This window comes from Bradyrhizobium sp. SZCCHNR3119, from assembly GCF_032487775.1.
In the GTDB taxonomy this organism is placed as follows: domain Bacteria; phylum Pseudomonadota; class Alphaproteobacteria; order Rhizobiales; family Xanthobacteraceae; genus Bradyrhizobium.
In genome coordinates, this window is sequence record NZ_JAUEUV010000002.1 from 329,053 (window position 1) to 347,136 (window position 18,084).

Sequence of the window (18,084 nt, forward strand, 5' to 3'; positions counted from 1 at the left end):
GCCTGATTGATATCGGTCAGCTAGTCCCAATTGCCCATAAAGACAAGACTTTAAGCCGCCCCAGACCATGATATGGATGACAGCCCGGAGACCCGTCCAGCGATGACCGCCGAGCAATCGCCTAAAATCGTCATTGTCGATGAGAGCCCAATCCGCGCCGCGATCCTGGAAGAGGGGCTGCGCGAGGCCGGCTTCACCGGCGTGGTCCATATCAGCGAGATGCAGGGGTTGCTGGCGCGGATCTACGCGCTCGATCCGGATGTCATCGTGATCGACCTGGAAAATCCCAGCCGCGATGTGCTCGAACAGATGTTCCAGGTCAGCCGCGCGGTGCGGCGGCCGATCGCGATGTTCGTCGATCAGAGCGATGCGGCCTCGATCCAGGCCTCGGTCGAGGCCGGCGTGTCGGCCTATATCGTCGATGGCCTGAAGAAGGAGCGGATCAAGCCGATCCTCGACCTCTGCATCTCCCGCTTCAACGCCTTCGCCAAGCTGCAGGACGAGCTGGAGCGGACCAAATCCGCCCTCGAAGACCGCAAGGTGATCGACCGCGCCAAGGGAATCCTGATGAAGATGAAGGGCTTCACCGAGGAAGAGGCCTACGTCCTTTTGCGCTCCACCGCGATGCGCGAGAAGAAGAAGATCGGCGAGATCGCCCAGTCGATCCTGACCGCATCGGAGATGCTGAAATGAGCGCGCCCCTTCGGATCGGTTTCATTCCCCTGGTCGACGCTGCCGCGCTGATCGTGGCCGTCGACAAGGGTTTTACGGCGGCCGAGGGGCTCGAGGTCACCCTGATCCGCGAGGTCTCCTGGTCGAACGTTCGCGACAAGCTCAATATCGGCCTGTTCGACGCGGCGCATTTGCTGGCGCCCGTTGCGATCGCGTCCAGCCTAGGCATCGGCCATGTCAAGGTTCCGATATCAGCGCCCTTCAATCTCGGGGTCAACGGCAACGCGATTACGGTCACACCGGCGCTGCATGCCGATCTGATGGCTCATCTCGATGGCGATCGCTTCGATCCGATGGCGACCGCGCTCGCGCTCGCACGAGTCGTCGCCAAGCGCCGTAAGAAGGGCGCGGAACCCCTGACCTTCGGGATGACCTTCCCGTTCTCGACCCACAACTACCAGCTCCGCTTCTGGATGGCCGCCGGCGGCGTCGATCCGGACGAGGACGTGCGGCTGGTTGTCCTGCCGCCGCCCTACATGGTCGACAGCATCAAGAGCGGGCACGTCGACGGCTTCTGCGTCGGTGCGCCCTGGAATTCGATCGCGGTCGACCTCGGCATCGGCTACATCCTGCATTTCGTCTCCGACATCCTGGTGCGGGCCGTCGAGAAGGTGTTGGCGCTGAGGCAGAGCTGGGCAGAGAAGAATCCGGACACGGTCGCCGCTCTCATTCGTGCCTGCTCGCGTGCGGCGGATTTCATCGAGCACAATCATGCCGAGGCCGCGCATATCCTGTCGCAACCGGAAAGGATCGGGGTCGGCGCAGACGTCGTCCAGCGCACCCTCGATGGGCGATTGAAGATCGCGCCCGATGGTGTCTTGCGCGAACACGCGCGCTATCTCCTGGTCGGACGGGAGGGCGCGGGACGCCCCGATCCGGTGCAGGCCGCTTGGCTCTATGCGCAGATGGTGCGGTGGGGACAAACCCCATTGAGCCCGGATGCGTTGAAAACTGCGATGGCGGTCTTCAGGCCCGACATTTACGACCACGCACTCGGCGCGCCAGCCGCAGCCGAGGCAGCTCCCATCGGCGCCTTTGCCGGGCCGCCCTTTGCCGCTGACGATGTTCCGGGTCACCTGAAGGCGTTCAAGATCGGCCGCTGGACGGCTTGAGCGAGCGGCCGCACGGAAACGAGGCACTAGCCGGTATCAGGCTAATTTTTGGGCTCATTGCCCAATTGCAGTGAGCCCACCGTAGCAATCGGCATGAAGTGATTCCATCAGGCGATTGATTTATCACGCCCTTTTTTACATTTGGCGCTGGCACGCAATTTGAATGCTGCATTGCAGTCAGCCGCCGCAGATGCCGCTGACAGCAATCCGTGTTGGATTTCCGCAGCAACGAAGCTGGTCGGACCAAGCCAGGATCTACTCGGCCCGTGTCGAGTCGATCGAGGCGGGGTCAGTTCCCCAAATCCTTTGATGCCACCTGATGTGGCAGCTGGAGCTTCGTCGCAGACCATGAAAATCGAGACGCTTTCAGTCGACTTCACCGACGAACAGAAGCGCTATCTGGAAGGGCTGGCTGCAGGCCTCAAGGTCAGCCAGGCTGGACGCGCGCTCGGCGGCAGTGCCGCGTCCGCCGAGCCGAGCGGACCTGACGCCATCCATCTCAAGGCGCAGGACGGGGTGATCGCTGCCGGCAGAAAGCTCGCTGACCAGGAGAGGTTCAAGCGCGAGCTGCATCCGTTCGACGCTTATGAGCGGCTCAAGGAGCAGGCACGCAACAACGCCGCGCCGTCAGCGGCCGATAATTTCCGCTGGCGCTACTACGGACTTTTCCATGTCGCGCCGGCGCAGGATTCCTACATGTGCCGGCTGCGCATCCCGAACGGGATCATGAAACACTGGCAATTGTCCGGGCTTGCCGATCTCGCCGAGCAGCTCTGCGGACCGTATAGCCACATCACGACCCGCGCCAATCTGCAGCTGCGCGAGATTCCGCCCAAGCATGCGGTGGCGTTGCTCGAGGGCATCCAGGAGCTCGGCCTGTGCTCACGGGGCTCAGGGGCCGACAACATCCGTAACGTGACCGGCACGCCGACGGCCGGCATCGACCCGCACGAGCTCCTGGACACGCGCCCTTACGCGCGCGAGTGGCACTATCACATCCTCAATGATCGCTCGCTCTACGGCCTGCCGCGCAAGTTCAATGTCGCGTTCGACGGTGCAGGCAAGATCGCGGCGCTCGAAGATACCAACGACATCGCCTTTTCTGCAGTCGAAGTGGAGGATGGATTCGGTGCCGAGGCCGGAATTTGGTTCAAGCTCGGCATTGGCGGCATCACTGGCCACAAGGATTTCGCCAGGTCCACCGGCATCGTCGTCAAGCCGGAGGAGACGACTGCAGTGGCCGATGCCATCGTCCGTGTTTTCATCGAGACCGGCGATCGCACCAATCGACTGAAGGCGCGGCTCAAATATGTGCTCGACGGTATGGGTGTCGACAAGTTCATGGAGGCCGTCGAGCAGAAACTCGGCCGCAAATTCGCGCGCGTGCCGGAAGAGGCGCTGCTGCGACGCCCCGAAGCCGATCGCATGGCCCATATCGGCGTGCACAAGCAGAAGCAGGAAGGGCTGAACTGGATCGGCGTGGTCCTGCCGGTCGGCAAGCTCACCTGCGCGCAAATGCGTGGGCTCGCCAAGATCGCCCAGGATCTTGGCGACGGCGAACTCCGGCTCACCGTCTGGCAAAACCTGTTGATTTCGGGCGTGCGCGACGAGAACATTGCGCTGGCAAGCGCTGCGATCGAGCAGATCGGGCTCTCCGTGAAGGCGTCGCAGATCCGCGCCGGCCTGATCGCCTGCACCGGCAATGCCGGCTGCAAATTCGCCGCCTCCAACACTAAGCGCCATGCGGCGGAAATCGGCGACTGGTGCGAGAGCCGGGTGGCGATCGACACGCCGCTCAACATCCATCTGACCGGTTGCCATCACTCCTGTGCCCAGCACTACATCAGCGACATCGGCCTGATCGCAGCCAAGGTCCCGCTCGGCGAGAGCGACGAGACCGTGGAGGGCTATCATCTGTTTGCCGGAGGAGGCTTCGGGCCACAGGCCGAGATTGGTCAGGAGGTCTATCGCGACATCAAGGCTGATGATGCGCCGCGCACGGTCGAAAAGTTGCTGAAGGCCTATATCACCCACCGCGTCTCTCCCGACGAAACCTTTCTTGCCTTTGCCCGCCGGCATGACGGCGAGAGCCTGCGCAAGCTCGCCGAAGCTGAGGTGTCCGCATGAACCAGATCACCCCTCCCTCCAAGATCGAGATCATCCCCTCTAGCGCGCCGTTCTCGGATGCGCAGCGCGCCTGGTTGAACGGCTTTCTCGCCGGTGCCCTTGGGCTCGACGGCTCCGTACCGCTGTCACCGGCACAGAACGTCGCTTTATTGGCTCCCTCGGGCGAGGCCGATGATGGCGAGGAGCCATGGCACGATCAGACCTTGCCGATCGCCGAGCGCATGAAGCTCGCCGACGGTCGCCCCCTCCGCCGGCGGATGATGGCAGCGATGGCGCAGCAGGATTGCGGCCAGTGCGGCTACAATTGCCGCGACTATTCCGAGGCGATCGCCTCTCGCAGCGAAGCACGTCTTAATCTCTGCGTCCCCGGCGGCAAGGAGACCGCGCGGATGTTGAAGACGCTCCACGCGGAGCTGGATCAGGCGGCCGCCGGTCCTAGGCCGAAAGAGCAAGTCACTCCGGCTGCTGTCTCCGTTGTCGTCAGCGAGGCCGGCCGTTCGCGTGACAATCCGATCGAGGCGACGTTCCTATCGCGCCGGCTTCTCAACAAGCCCGGTTCGGAAAAGGAAACGTGGCACATCGAATTCGATCTGTCGGAAGCGGGCCTCGACTACGTCGTCGGCGATTCCTTCGGTATCTTCGCCAAGAACGATCTCGGCCTGGTCGATCAGATCATCGCGCTGCTCGGCGCCTCCCACACCACCGAGGTGAAGGGCAAGACGTTGCGGCAATGCCTGCTCGAAGACGTCTCGTTAGCGCCTGCACCCGACACGCTGTTCGAGCTGATTTCCTTCATCACCGGCGGCGCTACGCGGGAGAAGGCGCGACGTCTGGCGCAAGGCGAGAATCCGGACGGCGATGCCGCGACGCTCGACGTCATGGCAGCACTGCAGAAGTTCTCCGGCGTGCGGCCGCACCCTGAAGCCTTCGTCGAAGCCCTCGAGCCGTTGCAGCCGCGCCTCTATTCGATTTCATCCTCCCACAATGCAACACCCGGAAAACTGTCGCTCACCGTCGACTGCGTCCGCTACGTCGTCGGCAAGCGCAAACGGCTCGGGCTCGCTTCGACCTTCCTGGCCGAGCGCATTACCCCCGGCGACAAGCTGAAGGTCTATGTGCAGAAGGCCCATGGCTTCGCTTTGCCGGCAGACCAGAAGACGCCGATCATCATGATCGGGCCGGGCACCGGCATTGCGCCGTTCCGTGCATTCCTGCTCGACCGCAAGGCGACCGGCGCGCCGGGGAAGAACTGGCTATTCTTCGGCCACCAGCGCTCGGATTGCGACTTCTTCTACGCCGACGAGCTCAACGCGATGAAGACATCCGGGCTGCTGACGCGGCTGTCGCTCGCCTGGTCGCGCGATGGCGAGAAGAAGTTCTACGTGCAGGACCGGATGCGCGAGGTCGGCCGCGAGGTCTGGAACTGGCTCGCCGAGGGTGCGCATCTTTACGTTTGCGGCGATGCCAAACGCATGGCCAAGGATGTCGAGCGCGCGCTGGTCGATATCGTCGCCCAGTTCGGCGCGCGGTCGACGGACGAGGCTGTGGCTTTTGTCACGGAGCTCAAGAAGAAGGGCCGGTTCCAGCTCGATGTCTACTGAGGGAGTTTCCGGTTGAAGAGCTGAACCGGACGAGAATTTTTTCATCTGCCTGGAACCTTTGGCAGGGGGATCATCGTTATTTCGCCGGTTGTCTTGCGACCGGCCGCGAGAGCGCTTTTGTCATGGCCGGAACCCTCAGGAGGCCGCCATGCGGACGTCAGAGCCCTCGCGTCAGATGCAAACCCGCCCGCTCGACCGGGTCGGCGCGGCGTGGCCGATCGTGGCGTTCTTCAGCGCCTTTGCGCTGATCGCGGCGATCGCTTTCGGCACCACCTCGGTCCATCCGTTCTGATCACCGCGCCGTCTTGAACGGCGCCACCTTGATCCCGGCAGCGTCCAGGGCTTTGCGCACCTCGCGGGCGATCTCAACGGCTCCTGCGGTGTCGCCGTGGATGCAGACGGTGTCGGTGCGCATCTTGATGACCTTGCCGGTGACGGAAACCACGGCCCCGTCCTGCACCATCCGTACCACGCGATCGGCAATCACCTTCGCATCGTGCAGCACAGCGCCCGGCTTGCTCCGCGACACCAACAGGCCGTCATCGCCATAGGCGCGGTCGGCGAACACCTCATGCACCATCGGCAGGTTGGCCTTTTCACCGGCCTGCACCAGCTTGGAGTTCGCAAGCACGACGAAGATCAGGTTCGGATCGACCGCCTTGATCGCGCTTGCGATCGCGTTCGCGGTCATGTCGTCCTCGCAGGCGACGTTGGAGAGGGCGCCGTGCGCCTTGACATGTGTAACCCTGTAGCCCGCCGCGGTCGCGATCGCCTGCAGCGCGCCGATCTGATAGGCGACCAGGTTCTCGATCTCCGACGATTTCAGGCCCGGCACCGGACGGCGGCCGAAACCGTGCAGATCGCGATAGCCGGGATGCGCGCCGACGCTGACGCCGCGGGCCTTCGCCATCTCGACCGTCCTGCGCATGATGTCGGCGTCGCCGGCATGGAAGCCGCAGGCCACGTTGACCGAAGTCGCAAGCTCGATCATGGCGGCGTCATTGCCCATTTCCCAGGGGCCGAAGCTTTCGCCGAGATCGCAGTTCAGATCGATGGTGCTGGTCATGGGAATATCCGCTCGTTGAATGTTCGAAGCAGGGACTCGTTCGGGCTAGTCGGGCTTCACCGCAAGCCAGGTCGCGGCGTCGGTGGCGCTGACGGCGTGTCCTGCGACATTAGCCGTGAACAGTGCATCGCAGTTCAGTGTCGTATCCGCGATATCGCTGACGTGATCGGGCAGCCTGCGGAGCAAATCCTTGAATTGCCGCGCCGCCGCCTGCGCCTCGGCCATGGTCACGGCGCGGAAGCGGAAGGCGGTGCCTGCCGGCGTCTGGGCCAGCCGGCCGTAATCGGCGGTGATGATGGTTGCGATCTTGGGATAGCCGCCGCTGGTGCCGCGGTCCGACATCAGGACGATCGGCGCGCCGCTGCCGGTCACCTGGATGCTGCCATCCACCGTGCCGTCGGACACGATGTTATGTCCGTGCATGTGGCGGATCGCCGGACCTTCGAGACGATAGCCCATGCGGTCGCTGGTGGCCGAAATCCTCCATTCGCTGTCGAGGAACAGCGCCTTCATCTCGTCGGTGAACTCATCGTCCTGCGGCCCGAGCACGACGCGGATCGGACCGGAAACAGGCTTGGGCAGTTCGATCCGGCGCTCGGTGGCGCCGTTGGGCGTCTTGGCGTCCAAGACATCGCCGGTGTGTAACGGCCGCGGATAGGGACTGCCGAGCCCGGCGCGGGCATTAACCGAAAGACTGCCGAACACAGCCTCGCCGGTGATGCCGCCTTCGATCGCGAGATAACTGAACGACGCCCCGCGGGCGAACCCCAGCGTCAAGGTCTCGCCCTCGGCCAGCGTCATCGACGTGTTGATCTCGACCGGCCGCTTGGCGATGTCGGCGGGGCGCGGCGCACCGGCGAGGCTCACGCGCACGGCGCCATCCTTGGCGGTAAAGGCCGCGCCGAACGGGCCGATTTCGATCGCGGCCGCCAGCGGTGCGTTGCCGACCAGCGCGTTCGCGGTGGCCAGCGACAGCTTGTCCATCGCGCCCGACGGCGTGAGGCCATAGCGTTGCGCGCCGAAGCGGCCGCCGTCCTGGACCGAACTGGCCGGACCGATGCTGGAGACGACCAGCGTGCTCATGCCGCAACTCGCTCAGCGATGATTTCGCCGGCCTCGGCGGCGCGCTCCTGCTCGGCGAACATCTTGGTGTCGATGGCGTAGAACGTCACCTCGTCGCCCGGCTCGAGCAGAAAGGTCGGGTCGCGATGCAACTGATAGGTCCTGACCGGCGTGCGTCCGAGCAGGTGCCAGCCGCTGGGACCCGCGAGGCACTGGATGCCGGTCTGGATGCCGCCGATCGCGATCGTGCCTGCGGGCGTCAACAGGCGCGGGCTTTCGCGCCGCGACATGTGCAGGAACTTGTCGAGTCCCGAAAGATAAGACCAGCCCGGGGTGAAGCCGATCATCGCGACACGGTAACGGCCGGCCGCATGGCGCGCTACGATGTCGTCCGGCGTGGTCTTCAGCGCCTTGGCGACATCCTCCAGATCGATTCCGTTCTCACCGCCGTAGCAGACCGGAATGCGCCAGCGTCGCGTCTGGCTGTCGAGCGGGAGCGGTCCGGTCGCGAGGGCCATCAGCTGTGCACCGAGCGTGTCGTAGTCGACAGCGGCGGGATCATAATGCACCAGCAGCGAGCGATAGGTCGGCACCGTCTCCGTGATGCCGGTAATCGGCGCGGCCGCCAGCGCTCGGTCGAGCGCCAGCACCTTGCGGTTGGCCGTGTCGTCGATGGTGCGGCTGAACTCGACGGTGATGGCGGCATCGCCACTGGGCAGCAGGCGAGGGGGTGGAAGCGTGTCGGCCATGGCCTCTGGAACATCAACGTTCGATCGATCTGCTGTAGCGTCTTTTGGGCGTGAGCGGAATTGGCCTCGCGAGAAAATCTGCCGTCAATTCAATAAATTAATCCGATGTCACGCGATAAATCGGCATTATCAATCTCCCTGCATGACACCATCCGTTGAACGCGTAGCCGCAGCCCTTGACGCTGACGCCGCGCCTCGCAAGATGCGCGCTTCCTTTCATCTCTCCCATTGGAGCCGAAGTCCGAAGATGTCCCTGACCCCCGACGCGATCGCCATCCTTTCCAACGTCACCACCGCGACCATCACGACGGTCCTGCTCAAGAAGGGATTGCGAAACGTCTGGATGCGCGGCGCGCGTCCGCTGCGGCCCGGCCAGAAGCGGCTGGTCGGCTCTGCCTTCACCCTGCGTTTCGTCCCGGCACGCGAGGATCTTGCCACGCCGGAATCCTGGGCCTCGCCGATCTCGACCCGTGCCGCGATCGAAGCGATGCCTGAGGGCTGCATCGCCGTCGTCGATGCGATGGGCACCAAGGACGCCGGCATCTTCGGTGACATCCTGTGCGCGCGCATGGCCAAGCGCGGCGTCAGCGCGCTGATCACCGACGGCGTCGTGCGCGACGTCGAAGGCGTGCTCGGCACCGGCCTGCCGGTGTGGTGCGATGGTTATGCGGCCCCGCCTTCGGTGGCGGGCCTCACCTTCGTCGGCTGGGGCGAGCCGATCGGCTGCGGCGGCGTCGCTGTGTTTCCGAACGACGTCGTGGTCGCCGACCAGGACGGCGCAGTGCTGATCCCGCAGGCGATGCTCGACCACGTGCTTGCCGAGGGGCCGGAGCAGGAGCGCATGGAGGCCTGGATCGTCGACGAGGTGAACAAGGGCGCGGTGCTGCCCGGCCTCTATCCGATGAATGCGGAAACCAAGGCGCGCTACGCGGCGTCGAAGAAGTAGTTCGTTTTCGGCGCAAGGCCGGCGCTCCGTCTGTGCCGGCCTTCGCGACTGCAGGTGAATCAAAGGAGACAGAACATGGTGGACGTTTATCTCGCGGGCTCGCGCCCGACGCGCCGCGCTGCGGCCGAAAGCTTTACGGGTACGGTCTGGCAGGACCCGATCATCACGCCGCAGGCACCGGCGCGCGTCGCCTCTGCGCGCGTCGCCTTCGAGCCGGGTGCACGTACCGCGTGGCACACCCATCCGCTCGGCCAGACGCTCTATGTGATTCAGGGCGTCGGGCGGGTGCAGGCCAAGGGCGGCCCGGTCCGCGAGATCAAGGCCGGCGACGTGGTCTGGATCCCGCCGGGCGAGAAGCACTGGCACGGCGCCGCGCCCGGCACCGGCATGGTGCATGTGGCGATGCATGAATCGCTCGATGGCGTTCACGTCACCTGGATGGAGCACGTCACCGACGAGGAATATGCGACGCCCGTCGGCTAGGGCTTTCGCATCGATCGAAACGCGAGGGCGCGGCGGATGACCGCGCCCCGCATTGTCATCGCCTCGATCAGAAGTCCAACGGGGCATTGTCCACCACCTCCTTCATCACGAAGAAGGTGCGGGTCTGGCGCACGCCGGGCAGCGAGATCAGCTGATCGCCGTGCAGCCGGTTGAAATCGTGGATGTCGCGGACGCGAATCTTCAGGAAGAAGTCGAAGTCGCCGGCGACCAGGTGGCAGTCGAGCACGAATTTCAGCTTCTTGATCGCGGCCTCGAAGGTGCGGAAGCTTTCCGGCGTCGAGCGGTCGAGCACGACACCGACCAGCACCAGCGCGCTGCGCTCGACCTTCTCCGGCGCCACCTCGGCGCGCACGCTCTTGATGTAGCCATCTTCGAACAGCCGCTGCGTTCGCCGATGGCAGGTCGCCGGACTGACATTCACCGCCTCGGCCAGATCGGCGTTGGTCATGCGGCCGTCCCGCTGCAGCAGATGCAGGATCTTGCGGTCGATCCGGTCGAGGGATTCTGGAACGGAAGGTTCTTTCATTTTAAGTCATCCATGACGGATTAAATTTCGCATACACGCTCAAGTCCGTACGAAAGCATAGGTTTTGCGAGCAAGAAAGAGAGCACCTTTCTGCACTTTGAAACTATCTTTCCAGCCGATTTCCCTCCAGCAGCGAGATGCCAGGTGCTTCGGCTCGACAAGTTCAAGAAATATCCGCTTACCTTCGGACCCACGCCGATCGAGCATTTGCCGCGGCTGACGGAGGCCCTCGGCGGCAAGGTCCAGATCTACGCCAAGCGCGACGATTGCAATTCGGGGCTCGCGTTCGGCGGCAACAAGCTGCGCAAGCTCGAATACATCGTGCCCGACGCCATCGAGTCGAACGCCGACACGTTGGTCTCGATCGGTGGCGTGCAGTCGAACCACACCCGCATGGTGGCGGCGACTGCCGCCAAGATCGGCATGAAATGCGTGGTGGTGCAGGAGAGCTGGGTGCCGCATGAGGACGCGGTCTACGACCGCGTCGGCAACATCCTCTTGACCCGCCTGATGGGCGCCGACAGCCGCATCGTGCCCGACGGTTTCGACATCGGCATCCGCAAGAGCTGGGAAGAGGCGATCCAGTCGGTGAAAGACGCCGGCGGCAAGCCCTATGGCATTCCGGCCGGCGCGTCCGTGCACAAATATGGCGGCCTCGGCTATGTCGGCTTCGCCGAGGAGGTGAGGGCGCAGGAAGCCGAGCTCGGCTTCAAGTTCGACTACGTCATCGTCTGCGTGGTGACCGGCTCGACCCAGGGCGGCATGATCGTCGGCTTTGCTGCGGATGGCCGCGCCGATCGCGTGATCGGCATCGATGCCTCCGGCACGCCCGCCCAAACCCGCGCCCAGGTCCGCGAGATCGTCGACAACACGGCCGAGCTGGTCGAGCTCGGGCGCAAGGTGCGCGACGACGAGATCGTGATCCTCGAGGACTATGCCTATCCGGCCTATGGCGTGCCGAGCGCCGAGACCAACGAGGCCATCCGGCTTGCCGCGCGCACCGAAGCGATGATCACCGACCCCGTCTACGAAGGCAAATCGATGCAGGGCCTGATCGACCTCGTCAAGAAAGGCTACTTCCCCGAAGGCTCCAAGGTGCTCTACGCCCATCTCGGCGGCGCGCCGGCGCTGAACGGCTACAGCTACACGTATCGGAACGGGTGAGCTCATTAGTTCCTCCGCCGTCGCCCGGCTTGACCGGGCGACGCAGTCGGGCGATTGACGCTCAAGCGTCGCAGCACCTCACTGTCGTCCCGGCGAACGCCGGGACACATAGCCACCGGCCTTGCCGTTCTTGCGACTGCTGACAAGACCCGACGTACCTCAAACTGGGATCTGTGAGTATGGGTCCCGGCTCAGGGGCCGGGACGACTCCGAGTATGTCGACCGAGTCGATCCACACATGGCCTCACCTTCTCGCGGCGCTATTCGCGTCCGAGTGATGCATCATCGTGACCCTCTGCAATCAAGAGGGCGCAGGGAATGCCGGGCGCTGGCCTCGCCCATGGCCCGCCTGCAACAAAGAAAGCAGGCGGCAGTCACCACAGGTTCAGCCGAACATCCGGCATTCCCTGCGCGATGGGCTTACGCCTTATACGTGATCTCCGCGGGGACCGGCTTGATTGCCCCCGTCAGTCGCAGGCCTCATCGAGCCCGTGACCTTAGCGCCAGCACCGGGGCGCCCGGACCACACGATTTCGCCGTCCGCATCATCCGCCGTTCGTCTCACGGCGCGACGCGGCCATCGCTTCCCCACCTCACGTGTCGTGACGATCGGCCGAAACGCCCCTCTTGCCGAGGTGGGATGGCTGCAGTCAATCACGAATTCTGAAAAACAGAAACAAGAATATTTTCAGCAACAGGACTGGACAAGGTGCTTCGCCTTGAAAATGCTCGCGAACATCGTGTTTAGGCGCAGGACGTTTGGCTCGGTGGTGGATTGGCACTGATCGCTGCGTGGAGAGCTCTCGGCGATCGATCGCGGGCATCATTGGACGTCGTGGTCACCTGGACGTACGTTCGCTCTGGGCCAATTACGTACCTCTCATCAGAGTCCGGGAATGCCCGTTAAGGGCGAATTGCGGGCATGACAGGACAGTCCGATCAAATCGACCCAGAGCAGCCATTTCCAGTTTTAAGATCGCGCACCAGATTTCAGCTGCCGCCACCGCTTTAGCCTACGGAAAAATTGACCGTAGTTGCCACGCGCCGCAGCTTCAAAGTTGTAACCATCATCAATCGCATGCCGAAGAACATTCCTGTGAACATCGTCGTTCAGCTCCATCAACTGCTTGGCTCCCTCTCCGTCATACATGTATCCCGCAGATTCAGGCGCTCTCGCTGCTGAAAGGTCGAGTTCAAGTTCTTGCCCGTTTCGATATCCTCTTGGAAGTCGACGTATATCGAAAACGCCATCCCCATCTTCAACTTGTTTGTTCGGGATGAGCGCGTACCAGCTACTGTATTCTCTACTGCCTTTTTTTGCCCGGTATAGCGTTACGTTCTTGTAAACCAAGAACTTCTTTTGTCTCGCCATATCCCCATCGTCCCATCAACAAACAGGCGCAGAGAGCTTCTTTAGCAGTTGGCTCAGTGCAGACCAACCAGTGAATGTTGGTGAGATCACTGATACAGCTACGAATGCGGATCGTCGTCTTCTGGCCCGAAACGTAAGTCGCGGAACGGAGGGGTTTATTTCCGAAGCTGGGGGTACACCGGCCGCACCACCAGCCGACTGGCGACAGCCGCCCTTGACCCGTTGCGGACCTTCATCCGGTCTCGGTTCGGCTAACCGCGATGTCGTAGCCAGGGCGTCGCCATCGGTTTTGTCAGCGCAAATCTTGCTCAGACCGTTGGGCGGTATACAATCACCCAATAAGATGGGGGCTCGCATTCGAAATGTTGAATTTTGCGCTGGCGGCGGTGCTTGTTGTTGCGCTCGGTGGGATTTTGTTCGGCGTGAGGTATATGCGGCGCGAGGCATATTTGCCGTATCACGCCGTCGTGGCCGGAAAGCCTTTCGCTGAACTCGATCCCGGAGTTCAGGCAATCATTCTCGGTATGCTAAAGATCATTGGGGGCGGCTTCGCTACCCTTGGTGTCACGTTGCTGTGGCTGTGTTTTGCGCTTCACGAGGGCGAGCGCTGGGCACCGTGGGCGATCCTGACCATCTCGGCTGCCGCGCTCGTCCCCATGTTGTATGTCGCAACCACGTTGCGGACATTTCGACCCGGCGCACCAACTCCTGTGCGGCCGACAATCGTTATGATGATCTTGATTGTAATCGGAGTCGGGCTGTCTCTGCTGGCAGGCTAGTGCCGAAAGCCCGACGATCCGCTTTCAGGATTGCGTGTTACTGGTCACGAATTCGGATTGTGGCCCGAAACGTCGGTCCCGGAACGGAGGGGGTATTTCCGAAGCTGGGGTACACCGGCTACGGCCATCAGCCGCCCTTGACCCGTAGCCCACGTCCGTAACGGGCTGATCACGCCGGTTCGACCGTATGGCAGACACTTCCGGCCTTCCCAGATCAACAGACATCAACAATCCTGCCTGACCAGCCCGGTTCGGGCGAATTCCGGACATGACGAGGCGGTCGGTCCATGTCTTAGATCGGGCCACGAACGGACGTAGTTCATCGGGCCGCGTCGGTTCGGCCCCGAAGGGAAGGTGACCGGCATTGCCAATGCAGCCAGAGATGGTATGAAGTTTTTATGCGCATTCGCCAGGCTGATTTTCCGGGTCGTTTGGCTCAAAGGTTGTATTTTATAAGCTACATCCGTCGGGATTGAGAGCGGTTACGGGAGGCACAATGGCGATGAAGCGTACCATTTTTCTGGCTGTCTGGCTCGCGGTCGTTGCTTCAATGACTGTTGCTCGGGCACAGCGCGGGGACGTTCTAAGACCGGAGGATGGTTTGTCGGTCGACGAACACATCGCTCGAGAGCTGCAAGACCATCGAGGTGTGGTGATCGTTGACGCGATCCTCAGCACACCAAAGATCGGTGGGGGTGTCACGCGTTGTGCCTTTCCTGTAGTCACTCTCGGCCAAACTCTCGACAAGGACGCACCGACGAAAACGATCAGGGCCAGCGTGATCGGAGGAGGAGGAAAGGCGGCGTTTGGCGGGATTACCTCACTTCCTCCAGGCGAGTACCTTTTGCTGAGCATAAAGTGCGACAATACAAATGAAGGGTATGGTGGCCCTCATGCCAAATTCCAGGTTCGCGCTGGGGAGATCGTCGACGTCGGCGCGCTTCGGCTTGATCACGAAGGTGGCGGGCTGTTTTCGAACGCCGGAAAGATGCACCGGTCTGTTGAGGACATAGGTCCCGAGGTCGTGGCTTTTCTGAAGGCGCGTGCGCCCCGGGCCATGACCCACGTGGTTAGGCGTCCCATGACTATGTTGGGTCCGCCTGATTCCGGGACCCATACTACCGTTCGGCGGTGTAGTATCTTAGGATGCCTTTGATGAGGCTATCCGCAGACCGGGTTTCGGCCTTGAGTACGAGGTGTTCCAGGTCGCGTGAGTCAGAGCGTGAGACTGTGAGATAGTCGTTCGCCGTTGCTCGCCTACCTCCGTGTACCGTCGTTTCTCGCGCCTCACTGTCCATCGGCGTGTCTGGCCATCTTCCAAGACAATTCGTAGCCGAGGCATTCGGAGTGTTACCAATCACCTCGATGATATGTGCAAAGCACCCGCGAAACAGAATTCCGTATTCGAATCGCGGCGAGATTTTCTCAACAGCGAGCTGGTTTGCCACGAAGAAGACCACTCGGCGAAGATTGTGCGTGCTGGGAGGGTGAATGTCCGCTGTGGGTCTTGGTTGTAGAAACCGGCTTTTCACACAGCCAGGGTCACAACCGGCCTTCCCGACCGTTCTACGGCCTACTTCCGGTCGAACCCAAGAACGGACATCCCAGGCGCCGACCGGAAGGTCCGAGATGGGCCAGAATCTGAAGATTGGATCAGCTTTCGGTCTTTGGACGCCCGACCAATTTGATGCCGCCGAGATTGTCGGCCGACGCGAGTCCGCTAAACGGGTTAGTCTCCTTGCGAAACTGGTTTCCCGCTTCTGTCCATTGTCCGAAGCGAGTATTGATGTTTTCCATCAAACCAAAACTCGCGAGCGCTTCTATTGCATGCTCGCCAGCGGACATAGAGCGGCTGTCCACTTCGTCACCGTACTTGTCCAAATACTGTTCGACCATCGCGACGAGCGCGATCAAAAGCACCCGTTCACGTTCGGTCCAAACCTCAGATTTGCTCATCGCGTGCTGACCTCGCCCAGTCTCGCCATAAACGATTTCATCGCACACGCCATCAAGGATTTCCGCTAAGACGATTGACTATTGTAGAAGTTGAAGAACGAGCATCGGCGACGCGGCGAGGACGACGCCGACCACCAGTCCAACAAAGCCAAGCGCCGTAGCGCCAATCGGACCGTGGCTTTGCCATCCGTAGGCCGCCCCTACAGCCAAGCTCAAAACGATCATCGAGGCCGCCCAGACGACCTTGGCTGCGATCGTGAGAGTTCTTGTCATGAGGACTTCCGTTGGATTGCTGCAGACTTGACCCTAGCACTGCCTGCGAGCCATGTCTGCTTCGGGTAAAAGCGGACCTGCGACGACGCTCCATCACGCATCGAAGATCAGGCAGGTGGTCGTGCCATGTGCGAGCAGGCGGCCGCTGACATCGATGATCCGGCCCTCGGCGGTGCCGACGCGGCGCCCGCAATTGAGGACCGCGCCTTCGGCGCGGATCAGTCCGGTGGCTGGCGTGATCGGGCGGAGCAGGGAGATCTTGAACTCGAGCGTCGTTTGGCTCAAGCCCTTGTCGAGCATCGACCAGATCGCAAGGCCCATGCAGCTATCCAGCAACGTTGCAGCGAGTCCGCCGTGGACAGTGCCGGCGGGATTGAGGTGAGCATCGGTTGGCATGGCGGTCACGACAACGCGCCCTTTCGATGCCTCGGCGACGTCGTAGCCAAGCGTGCGTGCGATGGTGTTGAGCGGCAGCGTTCCGTCCGCGAGCCCCTGGACGAACTGGAGGCCGCTCATCTCTTTTCGCCTGCTGTCTTCGACAGTCCCGTAGGTCTTGCCCGACATATCCTGTCCTTTGCTGTTAGTGCGTCGTTCGCCTGCTTGCGCGTAGTCTCGATGGCGGACGACCGTAGAGACTGACGAAAGTCGCGCTCATGCGGCGCGGGCTGGAAAAGCCAGCGCGGCTTGCGATCTGCGCGAGCGGGAGCGTCGTGCCGTCGAGCAACCGCTTGGCGCGTTGGACGCGGAGCGACTGCGCAATCTGGGTCGGCGACGCGTCGAGATGCGCCGCGAACAGCCGCGTCAGATGGCGGGCGCTGATGCCGAGCTGGTCCGCCAGCGCATCGAGGCCGTCATGATCGAGCGCGCCGGCTTCGATCAGCGTCAGCGCGCGATCCACTGTGCTCTGCGTTCCCTTCCAGGCCGGGCAGAACGGTGCGGTCTCGGGGCGGCAGCGCAGGCAGGGCCGATAGCCGGCCTGTTCGGCGGCCGCGGCGCTTCGGTAGAAGCGGACATTCCGCGCCAGCGGCGTCCGCGCCGGACAGACGGGCCGGCAGTAGACGCCGGTGGTCTTGACGGCGACGAAGACGACGCCGTCGATCACCGGGTCACGGCGGCAAAAGGCTTCGTAGAGGGCGGCAAGATCGTGCATGGCTCGCGATGTAGCGCGATGGCCTTGATGGTGCGAGCGGGAGCTGATGACGAGGTCCGAAAACGACCGATGGCGTTTCCGGACCTTCGCTCCTATTCGAACCAGGTCGCATAGATCTTCTTGAAGCTGCCATTCTCCATCGAAATGTGCAGCCATTGATCGACGAAGTCCTTCAGCGGCACGTCGCGCTGCAGCCAGTAGGCTTTCTCGGCGAAGTCGAACGGCTTGTCGGGATGCATGGCGCAGAGCACCCCGGGATGGAGCTTCTGCTGGTAGCGGGTCTCGGAGGCGTCGGTGATCATCAGGTCCGCATCGCCCTTGGCGATCTCGTCGAAGATGGTGACGTTGTCGTTGTAGACCTTGACCTCGGCCGCCTTGATGTTGGCGCGGGCGAAGCGCTCGTTGGTGCCGCCGGGATTGACGATCACGCGGGTGCCCGGCTTGTCGATATCGGCGAGCGTCTGGTATTTGCCGGTATCAGCGCAGCGCGCGATCGGGGTCTTGCCTTCGCGCATGATGGGCGTCGAGAACAAGCCCTTCTTTTGCCGGTCGAGCGTGATGGAGACGCCACCCATGGCGATGTCGAACTTGTCGGCCTCGAAATCCTTCATCATCTGCGGCCACGCCGTCGGCACGAACTCGACCTTGACGCCCAGCGCCTTGCCCAGGGCATCGGCCATGTCGACATCGAAGCCGGTGAACTGGCCTGTCGTCTTGTCGAGATAGGTGAAAGGCCTGTAATCGCCGGTCATGCCGACCCGCAACGTGCCGCGCTGGATGATCTCGTCGAGCCGCGAGGCGGGCTCGGCGCTTGCGGAGACGTTGAGAAGGCAGGCGGCAGCCGCGACCAAGACGGAAATTGAAGCCTTCAGACCTTTCATCCCTTATAACCTTCCTTTGTTCGTGATTGGCGCCCTGTGTACACGAGGCGCAGTTCTTCGGCGAGTGGGAGAGCGACCTCTGTG

At 62.5% G+C, this 18,084-nt stretch carries 20 protein-coding genes; 10 read left to right on the forward strand and 10 right to left on the reverse strand.

From position 1 onward, the window contains the following. Window positions 1-102 precede the first annotated feature (102 nt). From QX034_RS28755 to QX034_RS28775, 5 genes are all read left to right on the forward strand, one after another. Window positions 103-693, forward strand: a complete 591-nt coding sequence (locus QX034_RS28755; protein ID WP_315704020.1) for an ANTAR domain-containing response regulator — start codon at window positions 103-105, stop codon at window positions 691-693. After that, on the forward strand, window positions 690-1,844 hold the full coding sequence (locus QX034_RS28760; protein ID WP_315704019.1) for a CmpA/NrtA family ABC transporter substrate-binding protein: 1,155 nt from the start codon (window positions 690-692) through the stop codon (window positions 1,842-1,844). The genes QX034_RS28755 and QX034_RS28760 overlap by 4 nt, the downstream gene beginning before the upstream one ends. 348 nt (window positions 1,845-2,192) lie before the next feature. Continuing rightward, the gene (locus QX034_RS28765; protein ID WP_315742186.1) at window positions 2,193-3,971 is read left to right on the forward strand and encodes a NirA family protein; all 1,779 of its coding nucleotides are present in this window, start codon (window positions 2,193-2,195) and stop codon (window positions 3,969-3,971) included. Next, window positions 3,968-5,572, forward strand: coding sequence for a sulfite reductase subunit alpha (locus tag QX034_RS28770; protein WP_315742185.1), 1,605 nt, complete (start codon window positions 3,968-3,970; stop codon window positions 5,570-5,572). Before QX034_RS28765 ends, QX034_RS28770 begins: the two co-directional genes overlap by 4 nt. A 148-nt stretch (window positions 5,573-5,720) precedes the next feature. After that, window positions 5,721-5,864, forward strand: a complete 144-nt coding sequence (locus QX034_RS28775) for a hypothetical protein (protein ID WP_315704016.1) — start codon at window positions 5,721-5,723, stop codon at window positions 5,862-5,864. Here the strand turns inward: QX034_RS28775 and QX034_RS28780 are convergent, their stop codons facing one another. The 3 genes from QX034_RS28780 to pxpB are packed head-to-tail and all read right to left on the reverse strand — an operon-like array spanning window position 5,865 to window position 8,449. Continuing rightward, on the reverse strand, window positions 5,865-6,638 hold the full coding sequence (locus tag QX034_RS28780; RefSeq protein WP_315742184.1) for a 5-oxoprolinase subunit PxpA: 774 nt from the start codon (window positions 6,636-6,638) through the stop codon (window positions 5,865-5,867). A 45-nt stretch (window positions 6,639-6,683) separates the two neighbouring features. Then, window positions 6,684-7,721, reverse strand: a complete 1,038-nt coding sequence (locus QX034_RS28785) for a biotin-dependent carboxyltransferase family protein (RefSeq protein WP_315742183.1) — start codon at window positions 7,719-7,721, stop codon at window positions 6,684-6,686. Next, window positions 7,718-8,449, reverse strand: a complete 732-nt coding sequence (gene pxpB / locus QX034_RS28790; RefSeq protein WP_315704013.1) for a 5-oxoprolinase subunit PxpB — start codon at window positions 8,447-8,449, stop codon at window positions 7,718-7,720. Before pxpB ends, QX034_RS28785 begins: the two co-directional genes overlap by 4 nt. Before the next feature lie 247 nt (window positions 8,450-8,696). Here pxpB and QX034_RS28795 point away from each other — a divergent pair, with 247 nt between their 5' ends. Continuing rightward, window positions 8,697-9,395 (forward strand): ribonuclease activity regulator RraA, encoded by a 699-nt coding sequence (locus tag QX034_RS28795; protein ID WP_315704012.1) that lies wholly within the window; start codon window positions 8,697-8,699, stop codon window positions 9,393-9,395. 75 nt (window positions 9,396-9,470) lie between these two features. Continuing rightward, window positions 9,471-9,878, forward strand: coding sequence for a cupin domain-containing protein (locus QX034_RS28800; RefSeq protein ID WP_315704011.1), 408 nt, complete (start codon window positions 9,471-9,473; stop codon window positions 9,876-9,878). Window positions 9,879-9,945: 67 nt separating this feature from the next. On the opposite strand, the gene QX034_RS28805 is transcribed toward QX034_RS28800, so the two are convergent. Further along, the gene (locus QX034_RS28805; protein WP_315704010.1) at window positions 9,946-10,425 is read right to left on the reverse strand and encodes an Lrp/AsnC family transcriptional regulator; all 480 of its coding nucleotides are present in this window, start codon (window positions 10,423-10,425) and stop codon (window positions 9,946-9,948) included. A 144-nt stretch (window positions 10,426-10,569) separates the two neighbouring features. Here QX034_RS28805 and QX034_RS28810 point away from each other — a divergent pair, with 144 nt between their 5' ends. Further along, entirely contained in the window at window positions 10,570-11,589 is a 1,020-nt protein-coding gene (locus QX034_RS28810) for a 1-aminocyclopropane-1-carboxylate deaminase (RefSeq protein ID WP_315704009.1), read from the forward strand. A gap of 970 nt (window positions 11,590-12,559) precedes the next feature. Here QX034_RS28810 and QX034_RS28815 read toward each other — a convergent pair. Further along, window positions 12,560-12,961, reverse strand: a complete 402-nt coding sequence (locus QX034_RS28815; protein WP_316196197.1) for a hypothetical protein — start codon at window positions 12,959-12,961, stop codon at window positions 12,560-12,562. Between the two features lie 362 nt (window positions 12,962-13,323). Between QX034_RS28815 and QX034_RS28820 the strand changes: the two genes are divergently transcribed. Continuing rightward, entirely contained in the window at window positions 13,324-13,740 is a 417-nt protein-coding gene (locus tag QX034_RS28820; RefSeq protein WP_315704007.1) for a hypothetical protein, read from the forward strand. 496 nt (window positions 13,741-14,236) lie between these two features. Then, entirely contained in the window at window positions 14,237-14,896 is a 660-nt protein-coding gene (locus tag QX034_RS28825) for a hypothetical protein (RefSeq protein ID WP_315704006.1), read from the forward strand. Between the two features lie 497 nt (window positions 14,897-15,393). On the opposite strand, the gene QX034_RS28830 is transcribed toward QX034_RS28825, so the two are convergent. The 5 genes from QX034_RS28830 to QX034_RS28850 all read right to left on the reverse strand — a co-directional run bounded on the left by QX034_RS28830 (window position 15,394) and on the right by QX034_RS28850 (window position 18,000). Further along, window positions 15,394-15,696 carry a hypothetical protein gene (locus QX034_RS28830; RefSeq protein ID WP_315704005.1) on the reverse strand — a complete coding sequence of 101 codons (303 nt, stop codon included), beginning with the start codon at window positions 15,694-15,696 and terminating at the stop codon, window positions 15,394-15,396. Between the two features lie 78 nt (window positions 15,697-15,774). Beyond that, the gene (locus tag QX034_RS28835) at window positions 15,775-15,969 is read right to left on the reverse strand and encodes a hypothetical protein (RefSeq protein ID WP_315704004.1); all 195 of its coding nucleotides are present in this window, start codon (window positions 15,967-15,969) and stop codon (window positions 15,775-15,777) included. A gap of 93 nt (window positions 15,970-16,062) precedes the next feature. Beyond that, the gene (locus QX034_RS28840) at window positions 16,063-16,533 is read right to left on the reverse strand and encodes a PaaI family thioesterase (protein ID WP_316202142.1); all 471 of its coding nucleotides are present in this window, start codon (window positions 16,531-16,533) and stop codon (window positions 16,063-16,065) included. A gap of 16 nt (window positions 16,534-16,549) precedes the next feature. Further along, a complete protein-coding gene (locus tag QX034_RS28845; protein WP_315704002.1) occupies window positions 16,550-17,119 on the reverse strand; it encodes a bifunctional transcriptional activator/DNA repair enzyme AdaA in 570 nt (189 codons plus the stop codon). A 92-nt stretch (window positions 17,120-17,211) separates the two neighbouring features. Continuing rightward, a complete protein-coding gene (locus QX034_RS28850) occupies window positions 17,212-18,000 on the reverse strand; it encodes a transporter substrate-binding domain-containing protein (protein WP_315730040.1) in 789 nt (262 codons plus the stop codon). Between the last annotated feature and the right edge of the window lie 84 nt (window positions 18,001-18,084).